This window comes from Allobosea sp. 2RAB26 (assembly GCF_052115465.1).
Classification (GTDB): domain Bacteria; phylum Pseudomonadota; class Alphaproteobacteria; order Rhizobiales; family Beijerinckiaceae; genus Allobosea.
In genome coordinates this window covers 95,274-117,558 of the sequence record NZ_JBFRGS010000005.1, presented here as the reverse complement: position 1 = coordinate 117,558, position 22,285 = coordinate 95,274, and the positions used below count along the sequence as shown (strand labels likewise).

Annotated in this window: 16 protein-coding genes and 1 tRNA gene; 9 read left to right on the top strand and 8 right to left on the bottom strand. The window is 64.5% G+C overall.

Annotated elements, in window-relative coordinates:
* Positions 1-43: 43 nt before the first annotated feature.
* Genes AB4118_RS10990 through AB4118_RS10975 form a run of 4 tightly spaced genes read right to left on the bottom strand, consistent with a single transcriptional unit; the run spans position 44 to position 5,168 of the window.
* A complete protein-coding gene (locus AB4118_RS10990; RefSeq protein WP_441489747.1) occupies positions 44-1,633 on the bottom strand; it encodes an ABC transporter substrate-binding protein in 1,590 nt (529 codons plus the stop codon).
* A gap of 27 nt (positions 1,634-1,660) precedes the next feature.
* Positions 1,661-2,569, bottom strand: a complete 909-nt coding sequence (locus AB4118_RS10985) for an ABC transporter permease (protein ID WP_441489746.1) — start codon at positions 2,567-2,569, stop codon at positions 1,661-1,663.
* Positions 2,569-3,510, bottom strand: a complete 942-nt coding sequence (locus tag AB4118_RS10980) for an ABC transporter permease (RefSeq protein WP_069880300.1) — start codon at positions 3,508-3,510, stop codon at positions 2,569-2,571. The genes AB4118_RS10985 and AB4118_RS10980 overlap by 1 nt, the downstream gene beginning before the upstream one ends.
* Positions 3,511-3,521: 11 nt before the next feature.
* Positions 3,522-5,168 carry an amidohydrolase gene (locus AB4118_RS10975; RefSeq protein WP_441489745.1) on the bottom strand — a complete coding sequence of 549 codons (1,647 nt, stop codon included), beginning with the start codon at positions 5,166-5,168 and terminating at the stop codon, positions 3,522-3,524.
* A gap of 334 nt (positions 5,169-5,502) precedes the next feature.
* Here AB4118_RS10975 and AB4118_RS10970 point away from each other — a divergent pair, with 334 nt between their 5' ends.
* Positions 5,503-6,081 (top strand): cupin domain-containing protein, encoded by a 579-nt coding sequence (locus tag AB4118_RS10970; RefSeq protein WP_441489744.1) that lies wholly within the window; start codon positions 5,503-5,505, stop codon positions 6,079-6,081.
* A gap of 156 nt (positions 6,082-6,237) precedes the next feature.
* On the opposite strand, the gene AB4118_RS10965 is transcribed toward AB4118_RS10970, so the two are convergent.
* The 3 genes from AB4118_RS10965 to glpK all read right to left on the bottom strand — a co-directional run bounded on the left by AB4118_RS10965 (position 6,238) and on the right by glpK (position 8,999).
* Positions 6,238-7,137 (bottom strand): HNH endonuclease, encoded by a 900-nt coding sequence (locus AB4118_RS10965; protein ID WP_441489743.1) that lies wholly within the window; start codon positions 7,135-7,137, stop codon positions 6,238-6,240.
* Positions 7,138-7,318: 181 nt separating this feature from the next.
* Positions 7,319-7,392: transfer RNA gene (locus tag AB4118_RS10960), tRNA-Gln, on the bottom strand.
* A 104-nt stretch (positions 7,393-7,496) separates the two neighbouring features.
* The gene (glpK, locus tag AB4118_RS10955; RefSeq protein WP_441489742.1) at positions 7,497-8,999 is read right to left on the bottom strand and encodes a glycerol kinase GlpK; all 1,503 of its coding nucleotides are present in this window, start codon (positions 8,997-8,999) and stop codon (positions 7,497-7,499) included.
* A 206-nt stretch (positions 9,000-9,205) separates the two neighbouring features.
* Between glpK and AB4118_RS10950 the strand changes: the two genes are divergently transcribed.
* Together AB4118_RS10950 and AB4118_RS10945 are read left to right on the top strand one after the other, a co-directional pair.
* A complete protein-coding gene (locus AB4118_RS10950; RefSeq protein ID WP_441489741.1) occupies positions 9,206-10,330 on the top strand; it encodes a Ppx/GppA phosphatase family protein in 1,125 nt (374 codons plus the stop codon).
* Positions 10,331-10,395: 65 nt separating this feature from the next.
* Positions 10,396-11,112, top strand: a complete 717-nt coding sequence (locus tag AB4118_RS10945) for an RlmE family RNA methyltransferase (protein ID WP_113515802.1) — start codon at positions 10,396-10,398, stop codon at positions 11,110-11,112.
* 87 nt (positions 11,113-11,199) lie between these two features.
* On the opposite strand, the gene AB4118_RS10940 is transcribed toward AB4118_RS10945, so the two are convergent.
* Positions 11,200-12,639, bottom strand: coding sequence for an MFS transporter (locus tag AB4118_RS10940; protein WP_441489740.1), 1,440 nt, complete (start codon positions 12,637-12,639; stop codon positions 11,200-11,202).
* A 274-nt stretch (positions 12,640-12,913) separates the two neighbouring features.
* On the opposite strand from AB4118_RS10940, the gene guaB reads away from it, so the two are divergent.
* The 6 genes from guaB (at position 12,914) to AB4118_RS10910 (ending at position 22,093) form a co-directional block, all read left to right on the top strand.
* Entirely contained in the window at positions 12,914-14,407 is a 1,494-nt protein-coding gene (gene guaB / locus AB4118_RS10935; RefSeq protein WP_441489739.1) for an IMP dehydrogenase, read from the top strand.
* A gap of 229 nt (positions 14,408-14,636) precedes the next feature.
* Entirely contained in the window at positions 14,637-15,047 is a 411-nt protein-coding gene (locus AB4118_RS10930; RefSeq protein ID WP_441489738.1) for an MAPEG family protein, read from the top strand.
* A gap of 204 nt (positions 15,048-15,251) precedes the next feature.
* A complete protein-coding gene (locus AB4118_RS10925) occupies positions 15,252-16,505 on the top strand; it encodes an efflux RND transporter periplasmic adaptor subunit (protein ID WP_441489737.1) in 1,254 nt (417 codons plus the stop codon).
* Entirely contained in the window at positions 16,505-19,645 is a 3,141-nt protein-coding gene (locus AB4118_RS10920) for an efflux RND transporter permease subunit (protein WP_441489736.1), read from the top strand. The genes AB4118_RS10925 and AB4118_RS10920 overlap by 1 nt, the downstream gene beginning before the upstream one ends.
* A gap of 271 nt (positions 19,646-19,916) precedes the next feature.
* Complete coding sequence (locus AB4118_RS10915; RefSeq protein ID WP_441489735.1) at positions 19,917-20,843, top strand: DUF2865 domain-containing protein; 927 nt, start codon at positions 19,917-19,919, stop codon at positions 20,841-20,843.
* 152 nt (positions 20,844-20,995) lie between these two features.
* Complete coding sequence (locus AB4118_RS10910) at positions 20,996-22,093, top strand: DUF2865 domain-containing protein (protein WP_441489734.1); 1,098 nt, start codon at positions 20,996-20,998, stop codon at positions 22,091-22,093.
* Positions 22,094-22,285: the final 192 nt, after the last annotated feature.

Here is a 22,285-nt window from a genome sequence, read left to right as displayed (position 1 = left end):
CAGGAGATGCGGCGCGGGTCTCCCCCGCGCCGCATCGAAGCGCTCAGCGCTTCAGCTTGATGTCGAGGCCCTTGTAGAGTCCTGCGCCATAGACACCGTGGGCACGCACGCCCTCGACGCGATCGCCCGAGACAACCCAGAGCGGCTGGGAAACGAGCGGCACCCAGACATTGGCTTCGGTGAGCTGGGTCTGGACGGCGCCAATCGCCTGCTTGCGCCTGTCGGCATCGACGGCCGTTGCCGCAGCCTTCAGCATCTCGTCGGTCTTCGGGTCCTTCCAGTTCATCCGGTTCGGGGTCGGCGCCTGGCGGCTGTTGAAGTAGAGGTTCAAGGCCTCGGTCGCCGTCACATAGGGATAGGCCATCACGAAGGCGTCGAATTCCTGCGTGGCGAGCTTGCCCCAGGCGACCGTCGCATCCCAGAGTTGGATCTTCATGTCGATGCCGACCTTGCGCAGGTCGGCCTGCATGGCCTCGGTGATCCGCGGATTGACGTCGTTGCGGATGCCGTAGACCGTGAAGGTCGCCTTCTTGCCGTCCTTCTCGCGGATGCCGTCGGCACCAGCCTTCCAGCCAGCCGCATCGAGGAGCTTGGCCGCCGCGGCCGGATCATATTTCGGCATCTTGGAGGCCGCGCCCTTGTCGAAGTCGAGGACGCTGGCATTGAGGAGTGCCGGCAGGGTCTGGCCCTTGCCGAAGAAGATCGCCTTCGCGATGGCGTCCTTGTTGACGGCCATGTTGACCGCCTCGCGGATCACGCCCTCGCTGGAGATGGGCTTGTCGACCTTGAAGCCCATGAAGATGTCGTAGATATAGTTGTCCTGCCGCTGCACCTGCATGCCGGGCATACGCTGCATCGTATCGAGCGCGATATAGGGCATATAGTAGGTGACGTCGGCCTGCTTGGCCTGGATCGCCGCCATCAGCGTATTCGACTCAGGAATGATCTTCCAGACGATCTCGTCGATCTGCGGCTTCGGATCCTTGTAGATCGGCGGCCCCCAGGTGTAGTGGGGGTTCTTCTTCATCACGAGTTCCTGCCGCGGGGTCCACTTCACCCAGCAATAGGGTCCCGTCGCGTTGAAGCCCTGCACGCCGAAATTGGCGCCGAGTTTCTCGACCGCGTTCTTGTCGACCACCGAAGCGAAGGACAGGCCGATCTGGAAGAGCAGGTCGCTATAGGGCTCCTTCAGCTCGTAGACGACGGTCGCATCGCCCTCCGCGCGGATGTCCTTGACCTGACCGCCGCGGAACGACACCGGCGACTTGTTGGCCGGATCGGTCCAACGCTTCAGCGAATAGACAACGTCCTCGGCTGTCATCGGACGACCGTCGCAGAACTTCACATCGGTGCGCAGCTTGAACGTGTAGGTCGTGCCGTCCGGAGAGACCGTCCACGATTCCGCCAGGCCGGGCTTGATCGTCTTCATGTCGAAATCGACGCTGACCAGCGTGTCGGCCAGCATGTAGAGCGCTTCGGCCGCAGCCGTCGATGTCGAACGAATCGGATCGTAATTATCGGCGTCGATGACGCGCAGGATCGACAACGGTGCCTTCTGCTGGGCGCAGGCGGGAGCTGCGGTGGCAGCAACAGCGGCGGCGCTGCCGAGAAGCAGTGCGGTAAGCCTATTCATGTGAGGGAACCTCCGGAAATTCTGCGTCTATTTGCGCAGCTTGGGATCGAGAGCATCGCGCAGCGCGTCGCCGAGAACGTTGAAGGCAAGCACGACCACGAAGATGACGAGGCTTGGCAGGACGGAGACATGCGGCGCGAAGAACAGGAAGTTGCGGCCGTCGGCCGCCATCGCGCCGAGCTCTGCCGTCGGCGGCTGCGCGCCAAGGCCGAGGAACGACAGGGCCGCGCCGAGCAGGATGACCTGGCCGAACCGCAGCGTGACGAAGACGAAGATCGCCGACAGGCAGTTCGGCAGCAGATATTTGAAGATGATGCGTGCGTCGCTCATGCCGAGCGAGCGCGCGCTCTCGATATAGTCCTGCTGCAGCACGACGATGGCTGAGCCGCGCACGACGCGCGCCATCAGAGGCACGGTCGCGATCGAAAGCGCGATGATCACGGCCGTGAGCCCGGGACCGAAAATGGCTGCGATGGCCAGTCCGAACAGGATTGCCGGAAAGGACAGAAGCACGTCCATCAGGCGCATGAGCAGGCCCGACACCCGCGTGTAATAGGCCGCAACGAAGCCGACGAGGCCACCGAGCGCACAGCCGAAGACGACGGAAGCGAACCCCATCAGCAATGTGGTGCGCAGGCCGAAGAGCAGTCGCGTGATCATGTCACGCCCCTGCCCGTCCGTTCCCAGCAGGCCCATCTCGCCGGGCGCCTTCAGGGTATTGGCGAGATCGCCGCCATAGGGGTCCGACGGCGCAAGCCAGGGCGCGAAGATCGCCCCCGCGATCACCAGCACCACGAGCACCAGCGAGATGCAGGCGCCGACATCGCTGACGAGCATTCTCAGCACCGACGGGCGGCGGACGATGAAGTCTTCGGTCGCTGGCGTCGGCAGCGATTCCGCCTGCCCCTTCGCGAGCGTCTGCGTGATGGAGCTCATCAGGCGCCCCTCACTCTCGGGTCGAGCACGGCATAAAGCACGTCCACGGCAAGGTTGATCAGGATGAAGCCGAGCGACAGCACGATGATCGTGCCCTGCGCCATCGGCAGATCGCTCGACAGGATCGCGCCAACGGCCAGCCGGCCGATGCCGGGCCAGCTGAAGACGGTTTCGGTAACGACGGCGCCGCCGAGCAGGAACCCGATCTGCAGCCCGATCAGCGTCACGACCGGAACGAGCGCATTGCGCAGGGCATGCCGCATGACCACGGCCCGTTCGGTCAGCCCCTTGGCGCGGGCCGTCCTGACGTGATCCGCTCCCAGCACGTCGAGCACCGAGCTGCGGGTCATGCGCGCGACGGGGCCGACGAAGACGCCGCCCAGCGTGATGGCAGGCAGGATGATCGCGAGAAAGCCGTCCCAGGTCCAGAAGGGCCCCATCCGACCGGTGAAAGGCAGCAGCGGATACTTGAAGCCGAGCAGCCAGATCAGCGCCAACCCGAGGAAGAACACCGGCAGGGAGACGCCTGCGACCGACACCGCCATGATCGCGCGATCAAGGATCGAGCCGCGGAAATAGGCGCCGACCGTGCCCATGGCGATGCCCAGCGGAATGGCCCAGATCAGGGAGGCGACCATCAGCTCAAGCGTCGGCCCGATCGTGTTGCCGAGCTCCTGGACGACCGGCACGTTATTGATGATCGACACGCCGAGATCGCCCTGCAGCAACCGCCCGACATAGATCAGGAACTGTTTCCAGAGCGGCTGGTCGAGCCCGAGGTCGCGGCGGATGGCCTCGACGATGTCCTGTGTGGCGGTTGGCCCCGCTCGCACCTGCGCAGGATCGGTCGGGACCACCTGCATGAGCAGGAAGCCCAGCAGGAGAACCCCCAACAAGACCGGCAGCGCGAGCAGCAGCCGTTGCAGCGTGTGCCTCAGCATTCGGCTTCCCCCTACTGCGCTGCGGCTGCGAACTGGCCGAGCCGGTCATAGACCACCTCGCCGCCCAGCAGCGTCAGATCGCAGCGCGCATCCATCTCCACGGTCTCGACCGGAGAAGCGAAGATGTCGTGCGACAAAACCGCGATATCGGCGAGCTGCCCCGGCACGAGACGTCCCATGCGGTCCTCGGCGAACTGGGTATAGGCGCCGATCGCCGTATAGGCATGGACGGCCTCCTCCATCGTCAGGCGCTCCGCCGCACCGATCACCGTGTGGCGCTTGGTCTGGCGCGTGACCATCGTGAAGAGGTTCTTGAATGGGTCCGTGGCGCAGACCGGCGCATCCGAACTTGCAGCGGGATGCACACCGGCATCGAACCATTTGCGCATCGGATAGGAGGCGTCAGCCCGTTCCTGCCCGAGATTATGCACGTAGAGATCGCCGAACTCGTAGATGAACACCGGCTGCGGCACGGGATCGATTCCGGCAGCTGCCATGCGGGCGAGCTGGCTGTCGGTCAGGAAGCCGCAATGCTCGATACGGTGGCGACGCCCGAGGACGGGGTGCTCGGCACTGTCCGCCTGCTCGATCCCCGACAGCACCTGCTCGATCGCAGCGTCGCCGATGGCATGAATCGCGAGCTGGTAGCCGAGCCTGTGATAATGCGCGAGGTAACCGTGCATGTCCTTGTCGGAATAGATGAAGATGCCGCGATTGTCGGGGTCGCCGACGCGATAGGGCTGGCTCATCGCCGCCGTCAGACCACCGGCGCTCCCGTCACCGAACACTTTCATGGCGCCGTAGCGCAGCAGGCCGACCTCCCGCCCGAAGCGGTATCCGGCCGCGTGCGCGGCATCGCCGATCCCGTCGGCATTGCCATAGATGCAGACCCAGGTCCGCACCGGCAGGCGGTTGGTGCGGGCCATCTCCTCATAGGCATCGATCTCGGCCATGCCCGCCAGCATGCCGACGCTGGCATCCATCACGCTGGTGAAGCCCTGCGACAGCATGTAGTGGCCAGCCTGCTCGATGGCCGTCGTCAGCTCCGCGTGGCTGGGTTTCGGCATCGCCTCGACGATCAGGCGCATGGCGCTTTCAGCCAGAAGGCCGGTGAGCTTGTTGTCGCGCCGCTCGATCAAGCCGCCATCGGGGCTCGGCGTGTTGTGGCCGATGCCGGCCTTGCGCATAGCCTGGCTGTTGACGACGCCGACATGGCCGCAGGTGCGCTTGATATAGACCGGATTGTCGGGCGCCACCTGATCGAGCTCGTCGGCGGTGGGATGGCGGCCCTCGGCCAGTTCATTGTGATCATAGCCGCGCCCGAGCACCCACTCGCCTGGCTTCTTCGTCTTGGCGACAGTCGCGACGCGGCGCAGTACCTCGTCGATGCTGCGCACGCCCTCTTCCGGCCGAAGATTGATTTCGTTCATGCTGACGCCGAGCGGCAGCAGATGCATATGCGCATCGTTGAGGCCGGGGATCGCAACGCGACCGGCCAGGTCGATGACACGCGTGCCTGCTCCCCGCAGGCTCGAGATCTCCTCAGTCGAACCTGCCGCGAGGACTGTGCCGTCCTTGACCGCCAAGGCCTCGACGAAACCCTCGGCCAGACCGCAGAAGATGCGGCCGTTCAACAAGACGGCGTCCGCTTGAATCATAACCTTACGCTCACTGCTGCATTGTAATGATTGACACCGCTGCGCGCGCAACTTGCCAGGCGCAAGCAAACGCGTAGCGTAACGCAGATTTAGCGCACTAAATCCACGACGTTCAGCTCTGTCAGATAATGGAATATGCTCTAGGCAGCGGTCTCGAGCCGCAGAAACTCTTCCATCCTTGATATTTCCTCGGAGTCATTTTCTTATTGGATTGGGGCTAGCATTGCTCAGAATATTTAACAGCGCAAGGGGCGCTGAGCAGGCAAGCGCTGCAGGCTGCGCGGATCAGGTCGCAGGCATTGCGTGATGGAACGAAGACGGGCGGAGACCGGTCATGAGTTTTGACGTGGGTGGAAGATTGAAGGAAATCAGGGCGTCTGCCGGGCTTTCGCAACGTGAATTGGCAGCTCGCTCGGGCGTGACGCACAGCCTGATCTCGCTGATCGAGCAGAATCGGAACAGTCCGTCGGTCGCTTCCTTGCGCAAGATTCTCGACGGCATCCCGATGTCGATGGTGAATTTCTTTGACGAGGAGCGCGTGCCGCGCGGCAAGGTCTTCTTCGAGGCCGGCGACCTTCTGGACCTGACATCCCGCCTGCATCAGGTCAGCGGCGGGAGCGGCGAGGGCCGCATGTCGTTCCGCCAGGTCGGCGACGCCAAGGCGCATAACCTGCAGATCCTGCATGAATCCTACGAGGCCGGCGCCGATACCGGCGTGACCATGCTGAAGCACGATTCCCATGAAGGCGGGGTGGTCCTGTCGGGAGAGCTCGAGATCACCGTCGGCGACCAGATCAAGATCCTTGGCGTCGGCGATGCGTATCTCTTCGACAGCCGCACCCCCCACCGCTTCCGCAATGTCGGCGCGACGCGGTGCGAGGTCGTGAGCGCCTGCACGCCGCCCTATCTTTGACGTCCGAGTGCGATCGACCGCGCCTCGCCGGAGCAGAATCCAGGATCGTCGATGGCCGTTTTCAAACGCCTCTGCGCGCGAGATCAAAGGACCTCGGCCGCTTTGCTGCCGCCGCGTTGATCGATCGCGCAGGCGAAGGGCGGCTTGGCAATCTCGTTACTGCTTGAAGCAGGTCTCGCGGTGCCAATTGAGGAAGTGAGGATGCGGACGCTCAACGGGCCGCGCGGGCGCAAATGCGCGGCCGCTTCGGTTCACGAAGGCGCGGATGCCTTCGACGTCGTTCGCATGTCGCGAGACCAGAATGTCCAGGTCATCGGACAGACTGATCAGCCCGCGATCGAACATCCAATGCGCCGTTCCCGAAAGCGCAAGCCCATTGCTGACGATGTCCGGCCCGTTCGCCTCCACGGGGCGAATATGGGCGGCAGCGACCTCGGCACGACCGCCGCCATTGATCAGCCTGAGTCCAGTGATCGCACAGCGCTCACCATAGGCCCGCAGCACCGTTCGGCGAAATGCTCGATCGCGCACGATCCGTGAAAGCGCGATCGTCAACCGCTCTCGGGCTTGATCGAAGACAAAGGGAGCCTGCTCTTCCGCAAGCCCGGCGGCAGCGTTCAGGTCATCGCTTCGCGGCAGGAGTGGCTCCGCATCGTCGAGGCCGAGGGCGAGAACACGGTTGAAGTCGGCCGATGAGATCGGCCGCACTGCGGCTTGTGCTCGCCCCGATATCCGGCCCTCGTCGTTTAGCACGCCGCGCTCGATGACACCGCTCTCGTCAGCGAAGGGGACCGGATTGGCGAAGTCGAGATAGCTGTTAGGCTCGATCACCGCGATGAACATGTCGTGTGCGGCGGGGTCGGGAATGACCTGCTGAACTTTGGCGATGGCAAAGTATCCGCGCGTATTCGCCACTTTGCGCGGCTCGTAATAGACGATCCAGTCACCGACGCAGGCTTGAACGCGACCAAGATATTGCCGCGGGAACTGATATCTCTCAGCCGGGCTGTCATCGTAGATCGAATCGTATCGGTGGATGAAGACGCCAAACCCCATGGCCGTTGATAGCGCTGTGTGACGCCCCGACGCTAGTCTCCTGTCGGGAGCGGCGCGCGAAGAGCGGTGTTGCCGTACCCCTCAATGAAGGCATCGTAGGCCAGCCGGCGGACATCCCTTTGGATGGCAACCAGACCTGAACAGCTGAGCTCTTGGATCTTCAAAGAAAGCCACTGGAAAGTGGCTGGGGGACTAGGATTCGAACCTAGACAACCAGAGTCAGAGTCTGGGGTCCTACCGTTAGACGATCCCCCAACGGCGTGAACGCCTTCGTTGGTGAGGCGCGGTCTAAACAACCCGCGCCCGCATGGCAAGCCCATTGTGAGCAATCTTGTGCATGAAGGCGACGGGGCCACCTGTCAGCCTGTACTCAGCGTCCTCCGCACGCTGTCGCGCCAGCCCATGACCAGCTTTTCGCGCTGGCTTTTCGCCATTCCAGGCACAAAGCGCCGTTCCAGCCGCCAGAGATCGGCAAACCGATCCGGCTCCGGCAACAGCCCTGCATCGAGCCCGGCGAGATAGGCGGCTCCCAAAGCCGTCGTCTCCAGCACCTCCGGCCTGTCGACAGGCAATGCGAGAATGTCGGCGAGCCGCTGCATGGTCCAGTCGGACGCGACCATGCCGCCATCGACGCGCAGCACCGCAGCGCCCTGCCCGGCGTCCGGCCAGTCGGCGCGCATCGCGTCGAGCAGATCGAGCGTCTGATAACAGACGCTTTCCAGCGTCGCCCGCGCCAGCTCGCGCGGACCGCTGTTGCGGGTGAGCCCGAAAATGGCGCCACGCGCCTCGGCGTCCCAATGTGGCGCGCCGAGCCCGACGAAAGCCGGCACCAGGTAGACCGCCTGGGTCGGATCGGCCGCTTCGGCAAGCGGCCCGGTCTCGCTTGCCGTCTCGATGATTCCAATCCCGTCACGGAGCCATTGCACCGCCGCCCCCGCGACGAAGATCGAACCCTCCAGCGCATAGGTGCGCTCGCCACCGAGCTGATAGGCGATGGTGCTGAGCAGACGGTTCTGGGACGCCACCGGCGTCGCACCAGTGTTCAGAAGCGCAAAGCAGCCGGTGCCATAGGTCGACTTCACCATGCCGGGCGTGAAGCAAGCCTGGCCGATCGTCGCCGCCTGCTGGTCGCCGGCCATGCCACGCACCGGGATCGCCGCGCCGAAATGTTCGGGCAGCGTCTCGCCGAACAGGCAGGCGCAATCGCGAACCTCCGGGAGCAATGAGCTGGGAATGTCGAACAGCTTGAGCAGGTCCTCGTCCCAGACGCCGCGCCCGATATCGAACAGCATGGTGCGCGCCGCATTGGTCGCGTCGGTTGCGTGGACGGCTCCACCCGTGAGCCGCCACAGCAGGAAGCAATCGACCGTGCCGAAGGCGAGTTCGCCGGCTTCCGCCCGCCGGCGCGCGCCCGGCACATTGTCGAGCAGCCAGGCGATCTTGGTCGCCGAGAAATAGGGATCGATTCGCAGGCCCGTCCGGCTCGAAACCAGCGAATCATGGCCTCGCTCGCTGAGCTCGGCGCAACGCGGCGCCGTCCGCCGGTCCTGCCAGACGATGGCGCGGTGGATCGCCTGCCCGGTCCTGCGGTCCCAGATCAGCGTCGTCTCGCGCTGGTTGGTGATGCCGATCGCGGCAATGTCCGCGGCTGAGAGCCCGCCCTTGCTGACGGCCTCGCGGCAGGTCGCCAGAACGCTCTCCCACAGATCCTCGGGCTCATGCTCGACCCAGCCCGAGGCCGGAAAATGCTGTGGGAACTCGCGCTGCGCCGATGCCACAGCCCTGAGCGCACCATCGAACAAAATCGCGCGCGACGAGGTCGTCCCCTGATCGATCGCGAGAATATAGCGTGCTCCGGCCATGGCAGCAGTGGTCCTTCCCAGTGGCGGCCCGTCCGATCCGGGCTTTCCCCGAACTTGGCCGAAGCGTGTCGCCGCAGGCAAGCACTCCACCGACAAATGAACAGCGCACAGGTTCCGCTTGGCATCTTCATCAGGCTCTTGTTACGCTTCACCCGAAGCAAGCGGCCGGAGCGTGCAAACCGCGGCCGACGAGGGGTCAAAACACGGTGACGGTCGAGGACCGCCAGGATCGGGATATCGCGCTCGCGGTATCCCCAGGGGTTGATGGCGCCGATCCGCGCCCGATCGGCTCGTCTCCCCTCGGCCCTGCCCCCGTCACGCAAACTTATTTCGCGCCCTCACGCCATCCGGTCGCGACCTATGCCGCCCTCGATCTCGGCACCAATAACTGCCGGCTGCTGATCGCCCGCCCGGCCCAGCATGGCTTTCGCGTCGTCGATGCCTTTTCCCGCATCGTGCGCCTGGGCGAAGGGCTGACAGCGAGCGGGCGGCTTGCCGATGCGGCGATGGACCGGGCGGTCGAAGCCTTGAAGATCTGCAAGAGCAAGATGACCCATCGCGGCGTCAGCCGCGCGCGCCTGGTCACGACCGAGGCCTGCCGGGCCGCCACCAACGGGCTCGACTTCGTCCGCCGGGTCGCTGCGGAAGCCGATCTCGAGCTTGAGATCGTCGACCAGCGGACCGAGGCGTCCCTGGCCGTCACCGGTTGCGCTGCGCTAGCCCATCCCACAGCGGAAGGTGTCATCGTCTTCGATATCGGCGGCGGCTCCACCGAGATCGTCTGGATGGGCGGGCGCTCGCAGGCGCGCGACCCGGCCGGGCGCATCCGCGAATGGGCATCGCTGCCGATCGGCGTCGTCTCTGTCGCCGAGCGCTATGGCGGCGTCGATGTCGGGCGTGAAAAATTCGAGCGCATGGTCGATGATTGCAGCGCTGCCTTGAAGCCATTCGCGACGCGCGCTGCGGCGGCAAAGGACGCCGCCGGGTTCCATCTGCTTGGCACGTCGGGCACCGTCACCACCGTCGCCGGCATCCATCTCGGCCTGCCGCGCTATGACCGGCGCCTGGTCGACGGGCTGTGGATGGACGAGACGGATATCCTCGCCGTCATCGACCGGCTGGTCGATATGGACTATGCCGCCCGCTCGGCCAATGCCTGCATCGGCCGCGAGCGGGCCGATCTCGTGCTTGCCGGCTGTGCGATCTTCGAGGCGATCAGGCGCGCCTTCCCGAGCCGGAAAGTGCGCATCGCCGACCGCGGCCTGCGCGAGGGCATCCTGCTCCGGATGATGCATGAAGATCGCGCCTGGTGGCGCCGCAGGCAGGCATGACGTAAGTCCACGGGAAGGAAGCCCCGTAGCCATGAGCACCACCAAGAGATGAGCACCACCCAGCAATGAGCACCACCAAAGGCGGCACCGGCGCCCGCGATATGCGGGTCAAGGTGAAGAAGGCCGGCAAGCTCAAGCATTCCTCGCAGCTCTGGCTCGAACGCCAGCTCAACGACCCCTATGTCAAGCGGGCGAAGGAGCGCGGTTTTCGTTCGCGCGCGGCGTTCAAGCTCGAGGAAATGGATGACCGCTACAAGTTCCTGAAGACCGGCCAGAAGCTGATCGACCTCGGCTGCGCGCCGGGCGGCTGGTGCCAGGTCGCGGCGCAGCGCATCGGGCTCGAGCGGGGCAAGGGCGCGATCGTCGGCATCGACCTGCTGCACGTCGATCCGATCCCGGGCGTCGATCTCATCGAGATGGATTTCATGGCCGACGAGGCCCCTGCCCTGCTGACCGAGCGGCTCGGCGGCCGGGCCGACGGCGTGATGTCCGACATGGCGGCCAACACCACCGGCCACAAGAAGACAGACCATCTCAAGATCATCGCGCTGGCCGAGGCGGCGCTGGAATTCGCCTATTCGATTCTGGCGCCCGGCGGCTTCTTCCTGGCAAAACTGTTCCAGGGCGGCGAAAGCGCGGAACTGCTGGCCATGCTCAAGCGCGATTTCACTACGGTGCGCAATGTCAAGCCGGCAGCGAGCCGGGCGGATTCCTCGGAGCTCTACGTGCTGGCGACCGGCTATCGTCGCAAGGAACAGCCGGCAGCGGACACCGAGGGCTGATCTGCCTTCCAAATATGCGAGGGGGAGGTCGAGACGGCGCCCCCTGCTTACCCCCTCGCCTGAGCGCTGGAGTTGCCGGCCAGCCCTTCAGTCCAGCGGCTTCTGATCCTCGATTGCCTGGGCCGTTGCCTTGCGCGCGCTGAGCGGTGCGTGACCGGAAACCTCGGCGCCGGCATCGGGGGCAAGCCGCGTCATCCAGAGCGCCGACGAGGCCGAAATCAGCCCGACCAGCACGAAGGCCGGCCAGAAATCATGCGCACCCAGCGCCTTGCCGCCGTTCAGCATGTTCGCCGCCTCCAGCGCGAATGCGCCGATCGTGATCCCGAGGCTGAGCGACAATTGCTGCGCCACGCTGGAGAGGCTGGTCGCGCTCGACATGTCCCGGTTCGAGACATCGGCATAGCTCAGCGCATTGATGCCGGTGAATTGCAGCGAGCGGAAGCACCCACCGATCAGCAGCACGCTGAGCATCAGCCATTGCGGTGTCGTCGGCGTGAACAGCCCGGATGCTGACAGGAAGGCCGATCCGATCAGCGCATTGAAGATCAGGACATGGCGGAAGCCGAACCGCGCGAGGATCGTCTTGGCCAGCGTCTTCATGATCATGGCGCCGGCGGCGGACGCAAACGTGATCAGGCCGGAATGCAGCGCATCATAGCCAAAGCCGAGCTGAAGCATCAGCGGCAGCAGGAAGGGGATCGCCCCGATGCCGACCCGGAAGATCGAGCCGCCGAGCACGCCGATCCGGTATGTCGGGATCTTGAAGAGCGAGAGATTCAGAACCGGATAGGCCGTTCGGCGCGCATGCCAGAGATAGGTCATCAGCGAGGCCAGGCCCGCGATGACGAAGCCGATCGAGGCCTCGATCGGCACCAGATGCCGGCCGCCGGTCGCAAGCCCCAGCATCAGCGCCGCGAAGCCGAAGGCCGACAGCAGGAAGCCCCGGAGATCGAGCGGCGCGACGTCCTCCTCGCGGACATCCTCGAAGAAGCGGCTCGCCAGAACGATGCCGATCAGCCCGATCGGGATATTGATGAAGAAGATCCAGCGCCAGTCGAAATAGGTGGTGATGAAGCCACCGAGCGGCGGCCCGACCACCGGCCCGACCAGGGCCGGCACGGTCAGATAGGCCAGCGCACTGACGAGCTGCGATTTCTCGACGCTGCGCAGGATGACCAGCCGACCGACGGGCACCATCATGGCCCCACCCATGCCCTGAACGAAGCGCGCGCCGACGAAAGCCCCGAGCGAATTCGAGATCGCACACAGGATCGAGCCCAGCATGAAGACGCCAAGCGCCGTGCGGAAAATCGTGCGGGCGCCGTAGCGATCGGCCATCCAGCCCGAGATCGGGATGAAAACCGCGAGGCTGACGAGATAGGAGGTCAGCGCCAGCTTGAGCGCGATCGGGTCCTCGCCCAGCGATTGCGCGATCACCGGCAGCGAGGTCGCAATCACGGTGGAGTCGGTGTTCTCCATGAACAGCGCGCAGGCGACGATCAGGGGCAGGAGTTTGGCGCGTTGCACGGATAAGGAACCTTGCGGCCCGGAGCGGGATCGGAGAGTTTTGTTCTTTGCCACGCCGGATGTGGCATGAACACGGCCATTTTGCCTGGATCGCGAAGAGACGCTCTGCGCCTGTCGCATGAGTCGCGTTATCGCAGCGCAGCATAATCCGCCTCAATTTCGGCTGAGGCCACTAGCGGCGATGCCGCACGCATGATATCGGGCCTCGTCAACTCGGTAGCGGGCGCATGTTGTCGCCCACCCTGAAATGCCCCGCATGGGCTTGGAGTTGGCGATGGCAAGCATCAGTGACACCCTCATCCGCGACGGCCTGACCTTCGACGACGTCCTGCTCGAGCCGGGGCCGTCCGAAGTGATGCCGGCCGACGTCAATATCTCCACCAAGCTCACCAAGACGATCTCGCTCAACCTGCCGATCATCGCCTCGGCGATGGACACGGTGACCGAGGCCAGGATGGCGATTGCCATGGCGCAGGCCGGCGGCCTCGGCGTCGTCCACCGCAATCTGGAGGCCGACCAGCAGGCCGCGCAGGTGCGGCTCGTCAAGAAATTCGAATCGGGCATGGTCGCCAACCCGATCACGATCTTCCCGGACGAGACACTGGGCGACGCGCTTGCTCTGATGCGGCACCATTCGATCTCGGGCATCCCCGTGGTCGAGCGCGGCCCGCAGGGACACAAGGGCAAGCTCGTCGGCATCCTGACCAACCGCGATGTCCGCTTCGCCGACCGCCCCGAGCAGCCCGTCGCCGAGATCATGACCAAGGATCGCCTGATCACGGTGCGCGAAGGCGTGACCCAGGAGGAGGCACGCCGCCTGCTCCACCAGTTCCGCATCGAGAAGCTGCTGGTCGTCGATGATCATTTCCGCTGCATCGGCCTGATCACCGTCAAGGACATGGAGAAGCAGGTCGCCCACCCGCATGCCGCCAAGGACGCGCAGGGTCGTCTCCTGGTTGCAGCGGCAACCACGACCGGCGATCTCGGCTTCGAGCGCTCCGAGCTGCTGATCGACGCCGGTGTCGACATCATCGTCGTCGACACTGCCCATGGCCATTCCGCCAAGGTGCTGGAAGCGGTCACCCGGGTGAAGAAACTCTCCAATACCGTTCAGATCATTGCCGGCAACGTTGCCACCGCGTCCGGTGCGCAGGCTCTCATCGATGCCGGCGCCGACGCGATCAAGGTCGGCATCGGACCGGGCTCGATCTGCACCACTCGCATCGTCGCGGGCGTCGGCGTGCCGCAGCTCACCGCGGTGATGGACGCAGCCTCGGCGGCGAGCAAGGCGGGCATTCCGGTCATCGCCGATGGCGGCATCAAATATTCCGGCGACCTCGCCAAGGCGCTGGCCGCCGGCGCCTCCTGCGCCATGGTCGGCTCGCTGCTTGCTGGCACAGACGAAACGCCGGGCGAAACCTTCCTCTACCAGGGGCGCTCCTACAAATCCTATCGCGGCATGGGCTCGGTCGGCGCGATGGCGCGCGGCTCGGCCGACCGCTATTTCCAGCAGGACATCAAGGATGCCCTGAAGCTGGTGCCGGAAGGGATCGAGGGTCAGGTCGCCTATAAGGGGCCGGTCTCCGGCGTGCTGCACCAGCTCGCGGGCGGCTTGCGGGCTGCGATGGGCTATGTCGGCGGGCGCGATCTTGCGGACTACCAGTCCAAGGCCCGGTTCATCCGCATCACCAGTGCCGGCCTGCGCGAGAGCCATGTCCACGACGTCACCATCGTGCGCGAAAGCCCGAACTACCCGACGCGGTCCTGAGGCCTCGTCGATACCATCGTGACGCCGATTGGCCCTCATCCCGCGAAATTGCCCCAAGAGCATGCTGCGAAAAAGTGGCAACGGTTTTTCGCACTGAGCATGCTCTAAACTATGAGAATCGATCACGTTTTCTGCGTTTGGACGATTTCGTCCAAACGCAGCGTGATCTACCGGCAGCCTACCGGGGTGAGGGCTTTCCTTTGCATGAACAGCGAGAGGCGAGCCGCCCATGACGATCCAATTGGTCTACCCCGCCCTGGCGCAGATCCTGTGGACCTTCGTCGTGCTCGGCATCCTGTTCCAGCGCCGTCGTGTCGCCTTCCGGAACAAGGAGGTTGGGATGGCCGATGTCGCGGTCTCGACCGAGCGCTATCCGGAGCGTGCCCGCCTCGCCGCTGCAAACTATGCCAATCAGTTCGAGACGCCGGTCATTTTCTTCGCGTTGATCATGCTCGCCATGGAGGTCGGCGCGACCGGCACGGTGATTGTTGCCCTTGCCTGGGCCTTCGTGCTGACGCGCGTCGTGCACACCTTGATCCATACCGGGTCCAACCGGGTCCCAGTGCGCGCGGCTGTGTTTGCTCTCGGTGTCGCCTGCCTGTTCTGCATGACGGTCGGCATTGTCGTTACGGTACTTTGACATGCTCGTGCGGCGTGCAATGTTCGCAGACGCACGTCCGCAAGATATACTCTGTCACATCCTCGCTACATCGTGAGACAAACGCTGTTTCGCGCTTGCGCCCAAAACCACCTGCCGGCATGCTAAATGCTTGCGGCTAGGACGGTTTAGGGACGACCGTTCCAAATGGTACAGAGTCTGTCCCGCTCTGGCGCAAGGTTTCGCATGGCTGTCTTGTCTTTCGGGCGCGTTGTTGTCGTGGCCGCCGTCGGCGCGGTCGCAGCTGGCGCGGGTCTCCATTATTCCGGCCGATCAGTCCCTCCTCCGCTCGATCGCATTCCTTACGGAAAGATCATCCCGCCCTATGCCCAGCCGGCCCAGCAGGCCGCAGCTCCATCATCACGCGCTTCGGGACAACAACGCCCGCCCGTGACGATCGTCACGGCCAAGGCTGAACGCCGGCCGATGCCGGTCAGGCTCGACGCGATCGGCACCGTGCAGGCGCTCTCAAGCGTTGCGGTGCGCTCGCGCGTCGATACGCAGATCATCGAGGTCGGCTTCCCCGATGGCGGCTATGTGAAGAAGGGCGACATGCTCTTCCGCCTCGACTCCCGCCTGGCGGAAGCGCTGCTGAAACAGGCCGAAGCGGGTGTCGCCCGCGACAAGGCCTCGCTCGCCTCCGCCGAAGCCGATCTGCGCCGGGCGGAAGAACTCGCCAAGCGCGATTTCGCCACCGACCAGCGTCTCGACACCGCCCGCACCCAGGTCGCGACGCTCAAGGCCAGCGTCCGTGGCGGTGAGGCAGCGGTCGACGCCCTCAAGGTCCAGCTGACCTATTACACCATCACCGCCCCGGTTTCGGGCCGGATTGGCGTAGCCGGCCTCAAGGAAGGCAATATCGCCAAGACCGGCGACAATTCGACCACGCTGGTGACGATCAACCAGATCGACCCGATCTATGTCAGCTTCGCCCTGCCGCAGCGCCAGCTGTCCAGCATCCGCGAAGCGATGAATGCCGGCACGGCCGTGGCGGTTGCCACGCAGCAGGGTGCGAGCCGCGGCGTCGAGGGCAAGATCGCGGTCATCGACAATCTCGTCGATGCGACGACCGGCACGATCCAGATGCGCGCGATCTTCAACAATCCCGACGAGACCCTGTGGCCCGGCGCCCTCTGCCAGGTCCGCCTGACCCTGCGTGTCGAGCCCGATGCGCTGACCGTGCCCCGCGAAGCCGTCCAGAACGGTCAGAACGGCACCTTCGTCTTCGTGATCGAGGACGGCGTCGCCCGCGCCCGCCCGGTCACCGTCGACCGCACCATCGATGACCGCGTCGTACTTGCGTCGGGCCTGAAGGGCGACGAGACGGTGGTCATCGACGGCCAGCTCCTGCTGACCGATGGCGCCCGCGCGGTCGAGCGCAACCGCGGCGGCCAGAGGCCGCCGCCCAACCAGACCTCGCAGCGCGGGAGTGCTGGCTGATGAACCTCCCGGAGGCCTGCATCCGTCGTCCTGTGATGACGACACTCCTGATGGCAACCTTCCTGATCTTCGGGTTTTTCGCCTTCAAACAGCTTCCGGTCGCAGCATTGCCGCGGGTCGATTTCCCGACGATCAATGTCAGCGCGCGCCTGCCGGGCGCGAGTCCCGAATCGATGGCCTCCTCGGTCGCCGCACCGCTGGAGCGCGAATTCGCCTCGATCTCGGGCATCACCTCGATGTCCTCGGTCTCGCAGCTCGGCGCGACCTCGATCACGCTGCAATTCGACCTCAACCGCAATATCGACGGCGCAGCGCTCGACGTGCAGGCCGCGCTGAGCGCCACCGCGCGTCGGCTGCCGCCGGAGCTGCCTTCGCCGCCCAGCTTCAGGAAGGTCAATCCGGCCGACCAGCCTGTGCTGTTCATGGTGCTGACCTCGGCGACGAAACCGCTCTACGAAGTCCATGAATTCGGCGAGAACATCCTGCAGCAGCAGATCTCGCAATTGCCTGGCGTCGCGCAGGTCAACATCTTCGGCGCGCAGAAATACGCCGTGCGCGTGCAGGTCAATCCCGACGCCGTCTCGGCTCGCGGCCTGGCGCTGAGCGATGTCCGCAATGCGATCGCCGCCGCCAACTCCAATTCCCCGGTCGGCACGCTCAATGGCGAGAACCAGCGCCTGACGCTCGGCGCCACCGGCCAGATGGAGCGCGCCGCGGAGTACGGCAACCTCATCATCTCGCAGAAGAACGGCGTGCCGATCCGCCTCGAGGACGTGGCACAGGTCTACGACTCCGTCGAGAACAACCAGACCGGCAGCTGGTTCAACGGGCAGCGGTCGATCATGCTGGCGGTCTATCGTCAGTCCGACGCCAACACCGTCGAGGTCGTCGACAGCATCAAGTCCAGGCTCGAGGCCTATCGCGAGCAGCTTCCGGCCGCCATGGAACTCAATGTCCTGAACGACCGCTCGATCCCGATCCGGGAGGCGGTGGAGGATGTCGAGGTCTCGCTGATGATCGCGATCGCGCTCGTGATCATGGTGATCTTCCTGTTCCTGAAGAGCCTGGCCGCGACGCTGATTCCGACGCTCGCCCTGCCGATATCGCTGGTCGGCACCTTCGCGATCATGCACGCGCTCGGCTATTCGCTCGACAACATCTCGCTGCTCGCACTGACGCTCGCGGTCGGCTTCGTCGTCGATGACGCCATCGTCATGCTGGAAAACATCATCCGGCATATCGAGATGGGCAAGAAACCGTTCCAGGCGGCCCTCGACGGCTCGCGCGAGATCGGCTTCACCATTCTCTCGATCACCATTTCGCTCGTTGCCGTCTTCATTCCCGTCTTCTTCATGGGCGGCGTCGTCGGCAAGGTTTTCACGGAGTTTGCCGGCACGATCGCGGCCGCGATCATCGTCTCGGGCTTCGTCTCCCTGACCCTCACCCCGATGCTCTGCGCCCGGTTCCTCAAGGCGCATGATCACCACAAGAAGCCGAACCTGATCGAACGCGTCTTCGAGGCCGGTTTTCAGGGGATGCTCGGCGCCTATCGCTGGACGCTGGACTGGGTGCTGAAGGCACGCGTCCTGATGCTGATCTTCACGCTGGCGACGGTCTATATCTCGGCGCAGATGTATATCGACATCCCGAAGGGCTTCTTCCCGACCGAGGATACCGGCCTCCTGCGCGCATCGACCGAAGGCCCGCCCGACACGTCATTCGAGGCCATGGCAGCGCGCCAGATCCGCATCGCCGAAATCGTCAAGGCCGATCCGGCAGTCGATTATCTGACGTCGAATATCGGCGGCTTCAATGCCACCAATAACGGCTTCATGTTCATCGCGCTCAAGCCCAAGGATCAGCGCGAGAAGGCCGAGGTGGTGATCTCGAGGCTGAGGCGCGCGACCGGCGACGTGCCGGGTATCACTGCGGTGTTCCAGCAGGTGCAGAACATCAACCTCAACGCCGGCCGCTCGTCACGCGCGCAATACCTCTATTCGCTGCAGGGACCGGACCTGAATGCGCTCTTCACCTATGCTCCGCTGATGCAGCAGCGGCTCGCGCGGCTTCCGCAGCTGCGCGATGCCAATATCGATCTGCAGTTGCGCAACCCGCAGCTCTCGATCGACATCGACCGCGAACGCGCCGCGAGCCTGGGCATTTCCAGTGACCAGATCCGGCAGGCACTGGGCAACGCTTTCGGCTCGCGCCAGATCGCAACGATCTTCACCCCCTCGACCGATTATCAGGTCATCATGGAGGCCAATCGCGCCTATCAGCAGGATCCCGCCGTACTCTCGCGGTTGCTGCTCAAGGCTGCGAACGGCCTGAACGTGCCGCTGGAAACGGTGGCGACGATCAAGCCCAGTGTCGGCCCGCTCGCGGTGAACCGCATATCGCAGCAGCCGGCGGTGACAATCTCGTTCAACACGGCGCCGGGCATCTCGCTTGGCGACGCCGTCAACGCCATCCGCGCGGCCGAGCGCGACGTCAATCTGCCGGCCTCGATCGTGACGAGCTTCGCCGGTTCCGCCCAGCTGTTCCAGGATGCGCTGAAGGGGCAAGGCCTGCTGATCTTCGCCGCAATCCTGGTGATCTACATCATCCTCGGCATTCTCTACGAGAGCTTCATCCACCCGATCACCATCCTCTCCGGCCTCCCCTCTGCCGGCCTCGGAGCGCTGCTCGCCCTGCAGTATTTCAACATGGACCTGTCGGTGATCGCGATCATCGGCATCCTGATGCTGGTCGGTATCGTCAAGAAGAACGCGATCATGATGGTCGATTTCGCGATCGAGCGCCGTAAACAGGGGGACGACGCGTTGACCGCCATCCGCGAGGCGGCGCTTGTCCGCTTCCGTCCGATCATGATGACGAGCTTTGCCGCGATCTTCGGCGTGCTTCCCATCGCACTCGGCGCGGGCGCCGGCGCCGAGCTGCGCCAGCCGCTCGGCATCGCCGTGGTCGGCGGATTGATCGTTTCGCAGCTGCTGACGCTCTACATCACGCCGGTGATCTATTTCTACCTCGACAAGGTCGACACCTGGCTCTCCGGCCGCAGTCGCGGCGAGCGCGAGAGCGTGCCCAGCTCCGCTGTGCCCGTAGCCATCCCGCAGGCGGTGCGCGGCCCGGACCTCTGAGGGCGGTCAAAGCCTCCCTCTCAATCGTCCCTGCGCCACGAGCTTCGCATCTCCTGCAGTTCGTGGCGTATTTCTGCAGAATGCATCAAAGGCAACCTTGCGCCTTAAAGCGGAGAGAACGGCGGCTTGCATAACGCTGGGTGAGTGATCCCTGCCATAAGCAAAGTCGTCGATGTTCCGCATAAGAAATGCCGTGCCGCTGTCGGGCCATACTCCGCCCGGAATCCATCCATCTCCTTCCCGAAGGGCCGCTCTGACGCGGTACGCAGCCATGGTGCTGCTCGGATTGGTTCTCGGAGCGAGCGGCACGGCGCTGACCGTCACCCTCGTTCGGGCTGGCGATGACGCCGGCGTTCGTGCCTTCCATCTTCAGGAAGCAGCGAGACGTGCGCCCATTGCCGCGGCCTTGACCTATGCTCCGGTCAGTTCAGGCTGGAGGCTGCCGCTCTTCGGCTCATACCCAGATGGCCGGATCGAACATCCCCCCGTCCTGCGCGAACGCGGCAAGCCGCGCGATGGAGCGACCGTAAGCACTCTCCGTGCAACGGCCCGTTACGATTCCGGATCAGGCGCCTCCCGCACCATTTGCGTACGGATGTGCGACGGCTATCACATGCCGCTTGGCCATTTGCGATCGCAAGCTGACTGGCCGGCGCATGAGGTCCTTTGCACGGCGATGAATCCCGGCATCCCGGTCAAGGTCTTCCGCGTTCCTGCGGGCGCCGCGGATATCGACGGCGCCGTGGCCTCCGACGGCAGGACCTATGGCTCCCTGCCCGTTGCCTATGGTCACGAGACATCGTCCGACCCGGGCTGCAGGCCCACCGTCCCATCTGCCGGTGATCGTCGTGTCTCTCTTCTGCGGGATTTCACCCTGCGCCCAGGCGACTCGGTGGTGCTTGATGGCAAGGTGACAACCTTCGAGGGCTCTTCCACCTGGCCTTACAACCCGAGGAATTTCCGCGATTTTCGGTCGTCGAACGAACTCAACGCCAATCAACGCCGGATGATCGACGACACGGTCGGCGTTTCCAGCCGTGAAGGCCAGATGCTGGCCCTGCGCCGCGACATGACGGTACGGGAGGCGAAGATCGATGATGCCACCACGATCGAGCTGCGCGGCCGTTTCGAGAGCGGCTCGGGTGAAACCGCAACCGCCTCGAACATGCAGCGCATCGTCATCTCGCCCGAAAGCTGAACCCCTCTCCAGGCATTTTGGCCGGGCGCGCTGCGTTAAGCATCGCGCCCGTTTTGCATGCGCGAACGCCGACGGGCCGTTGATGATTAACGAAAAGTAAACTAAACCCCAAGGGCGGCGGACGAAGAACAAGCGCGAGTGGAGTTGACGCGATGTTTCGTGTCCGTGAGATCCCCGACGGGGAAAACCCGCCATTAGGCAGCCCTGTCTCCGTCGTTGCGCTGGAGCGCAATGCTGACGGCAAGAAACGCGCGGGCCGCTTGGCAGCGATGACTGCGCTTGGCCTTGTGCTCGGAGCGGGTGGCGCGATCGGCACGATCTCGCTCGTCCAGGCTGGCGACGATGCCGGCGTCCGCGACTTTCAGCTCCAGGAAGCGGCGAACCGCCGTGCTATGCGCGCCCCGCAAGCCGGCGCCTATCATGCCCCCATCGCCTATGCGCCCGCGCGTGGCATCTGGAACCTACCCCTTGCGCGCAGCGTACCGAACGGGCGCATCGCGCACCCGCCCGTGGTCTTGAACCCTTTCAGGTCGGTCGAACCTCCGCGTCAGGCGGCCCGGCGCCCCACGACGCAGCACAGCGTTGCACGCCTCGATACCGTCTCCGGCAGTGGACATGGCGCGCGCACCATCTGCGTGCGGCTCTGCGACGGCTTTCATGCGCCGATCGGCAATCTGAATGCCCAGTCTGACCTCGCGGCGCACGACGCCCTCTGCCGAGCCATGAACCCCGGAATCCCGGTCAAGGTCTTCCGCGTTCCCGCCGGTGCCAGCACGATCGACGGCGCCGTTTCGGCAGATGGCAAGACCTATGACTCGCTCCCCGTTGCCTATGGCCACGAGAAATCCTCTGATCCAGCCTGCCGGCCGCCGATTGTCGCCAGCGGCGAGCGCCGCGTCTCGCTGTTGCGCGATATCACGCTTCGTCCCGGCGACAGCGTCGTGCTGGACGGCAAGGTCACGACCTTCACCGGCTCGTCGCAGTGGCCCTATAGCCGGCGCGATTTCGTCGATTTCAGATCGGCGCGGGAACTCAGTGCCGGCGATCGGCGCGGCATCGACGAGCGGGTCGGCATTTCACGCGTCGAAGCGCAGATGCAGGCGCTGCGCCGCAAGCTGCGCACGCGCGAAGCCTCGCTTCGTGACGAGACCGTGATGAGCGATGCAATCGAATTGCGCGGCTCGATCGATCCGCCAACGCGCGGGCCCGTCCGCGTGATCGCCGGGCCGGCGTTCCGGCTTTTGCCTTAGCTCCATCGACTGGCTTCGGCGAGCCGATAACAATCTTGGGCGCTGGTTCGGAGGTGCATCTTCTTTGAATTAATCTAAAGAGACTGCAATTTAGAAAACCTATAAGCAATTGATCTATAACGCTTTTCAATTGACCGCCCTAGCGTCAGGCACTACCGCTCCAGCACCACGAACGTGCAGAGGGCATCTACG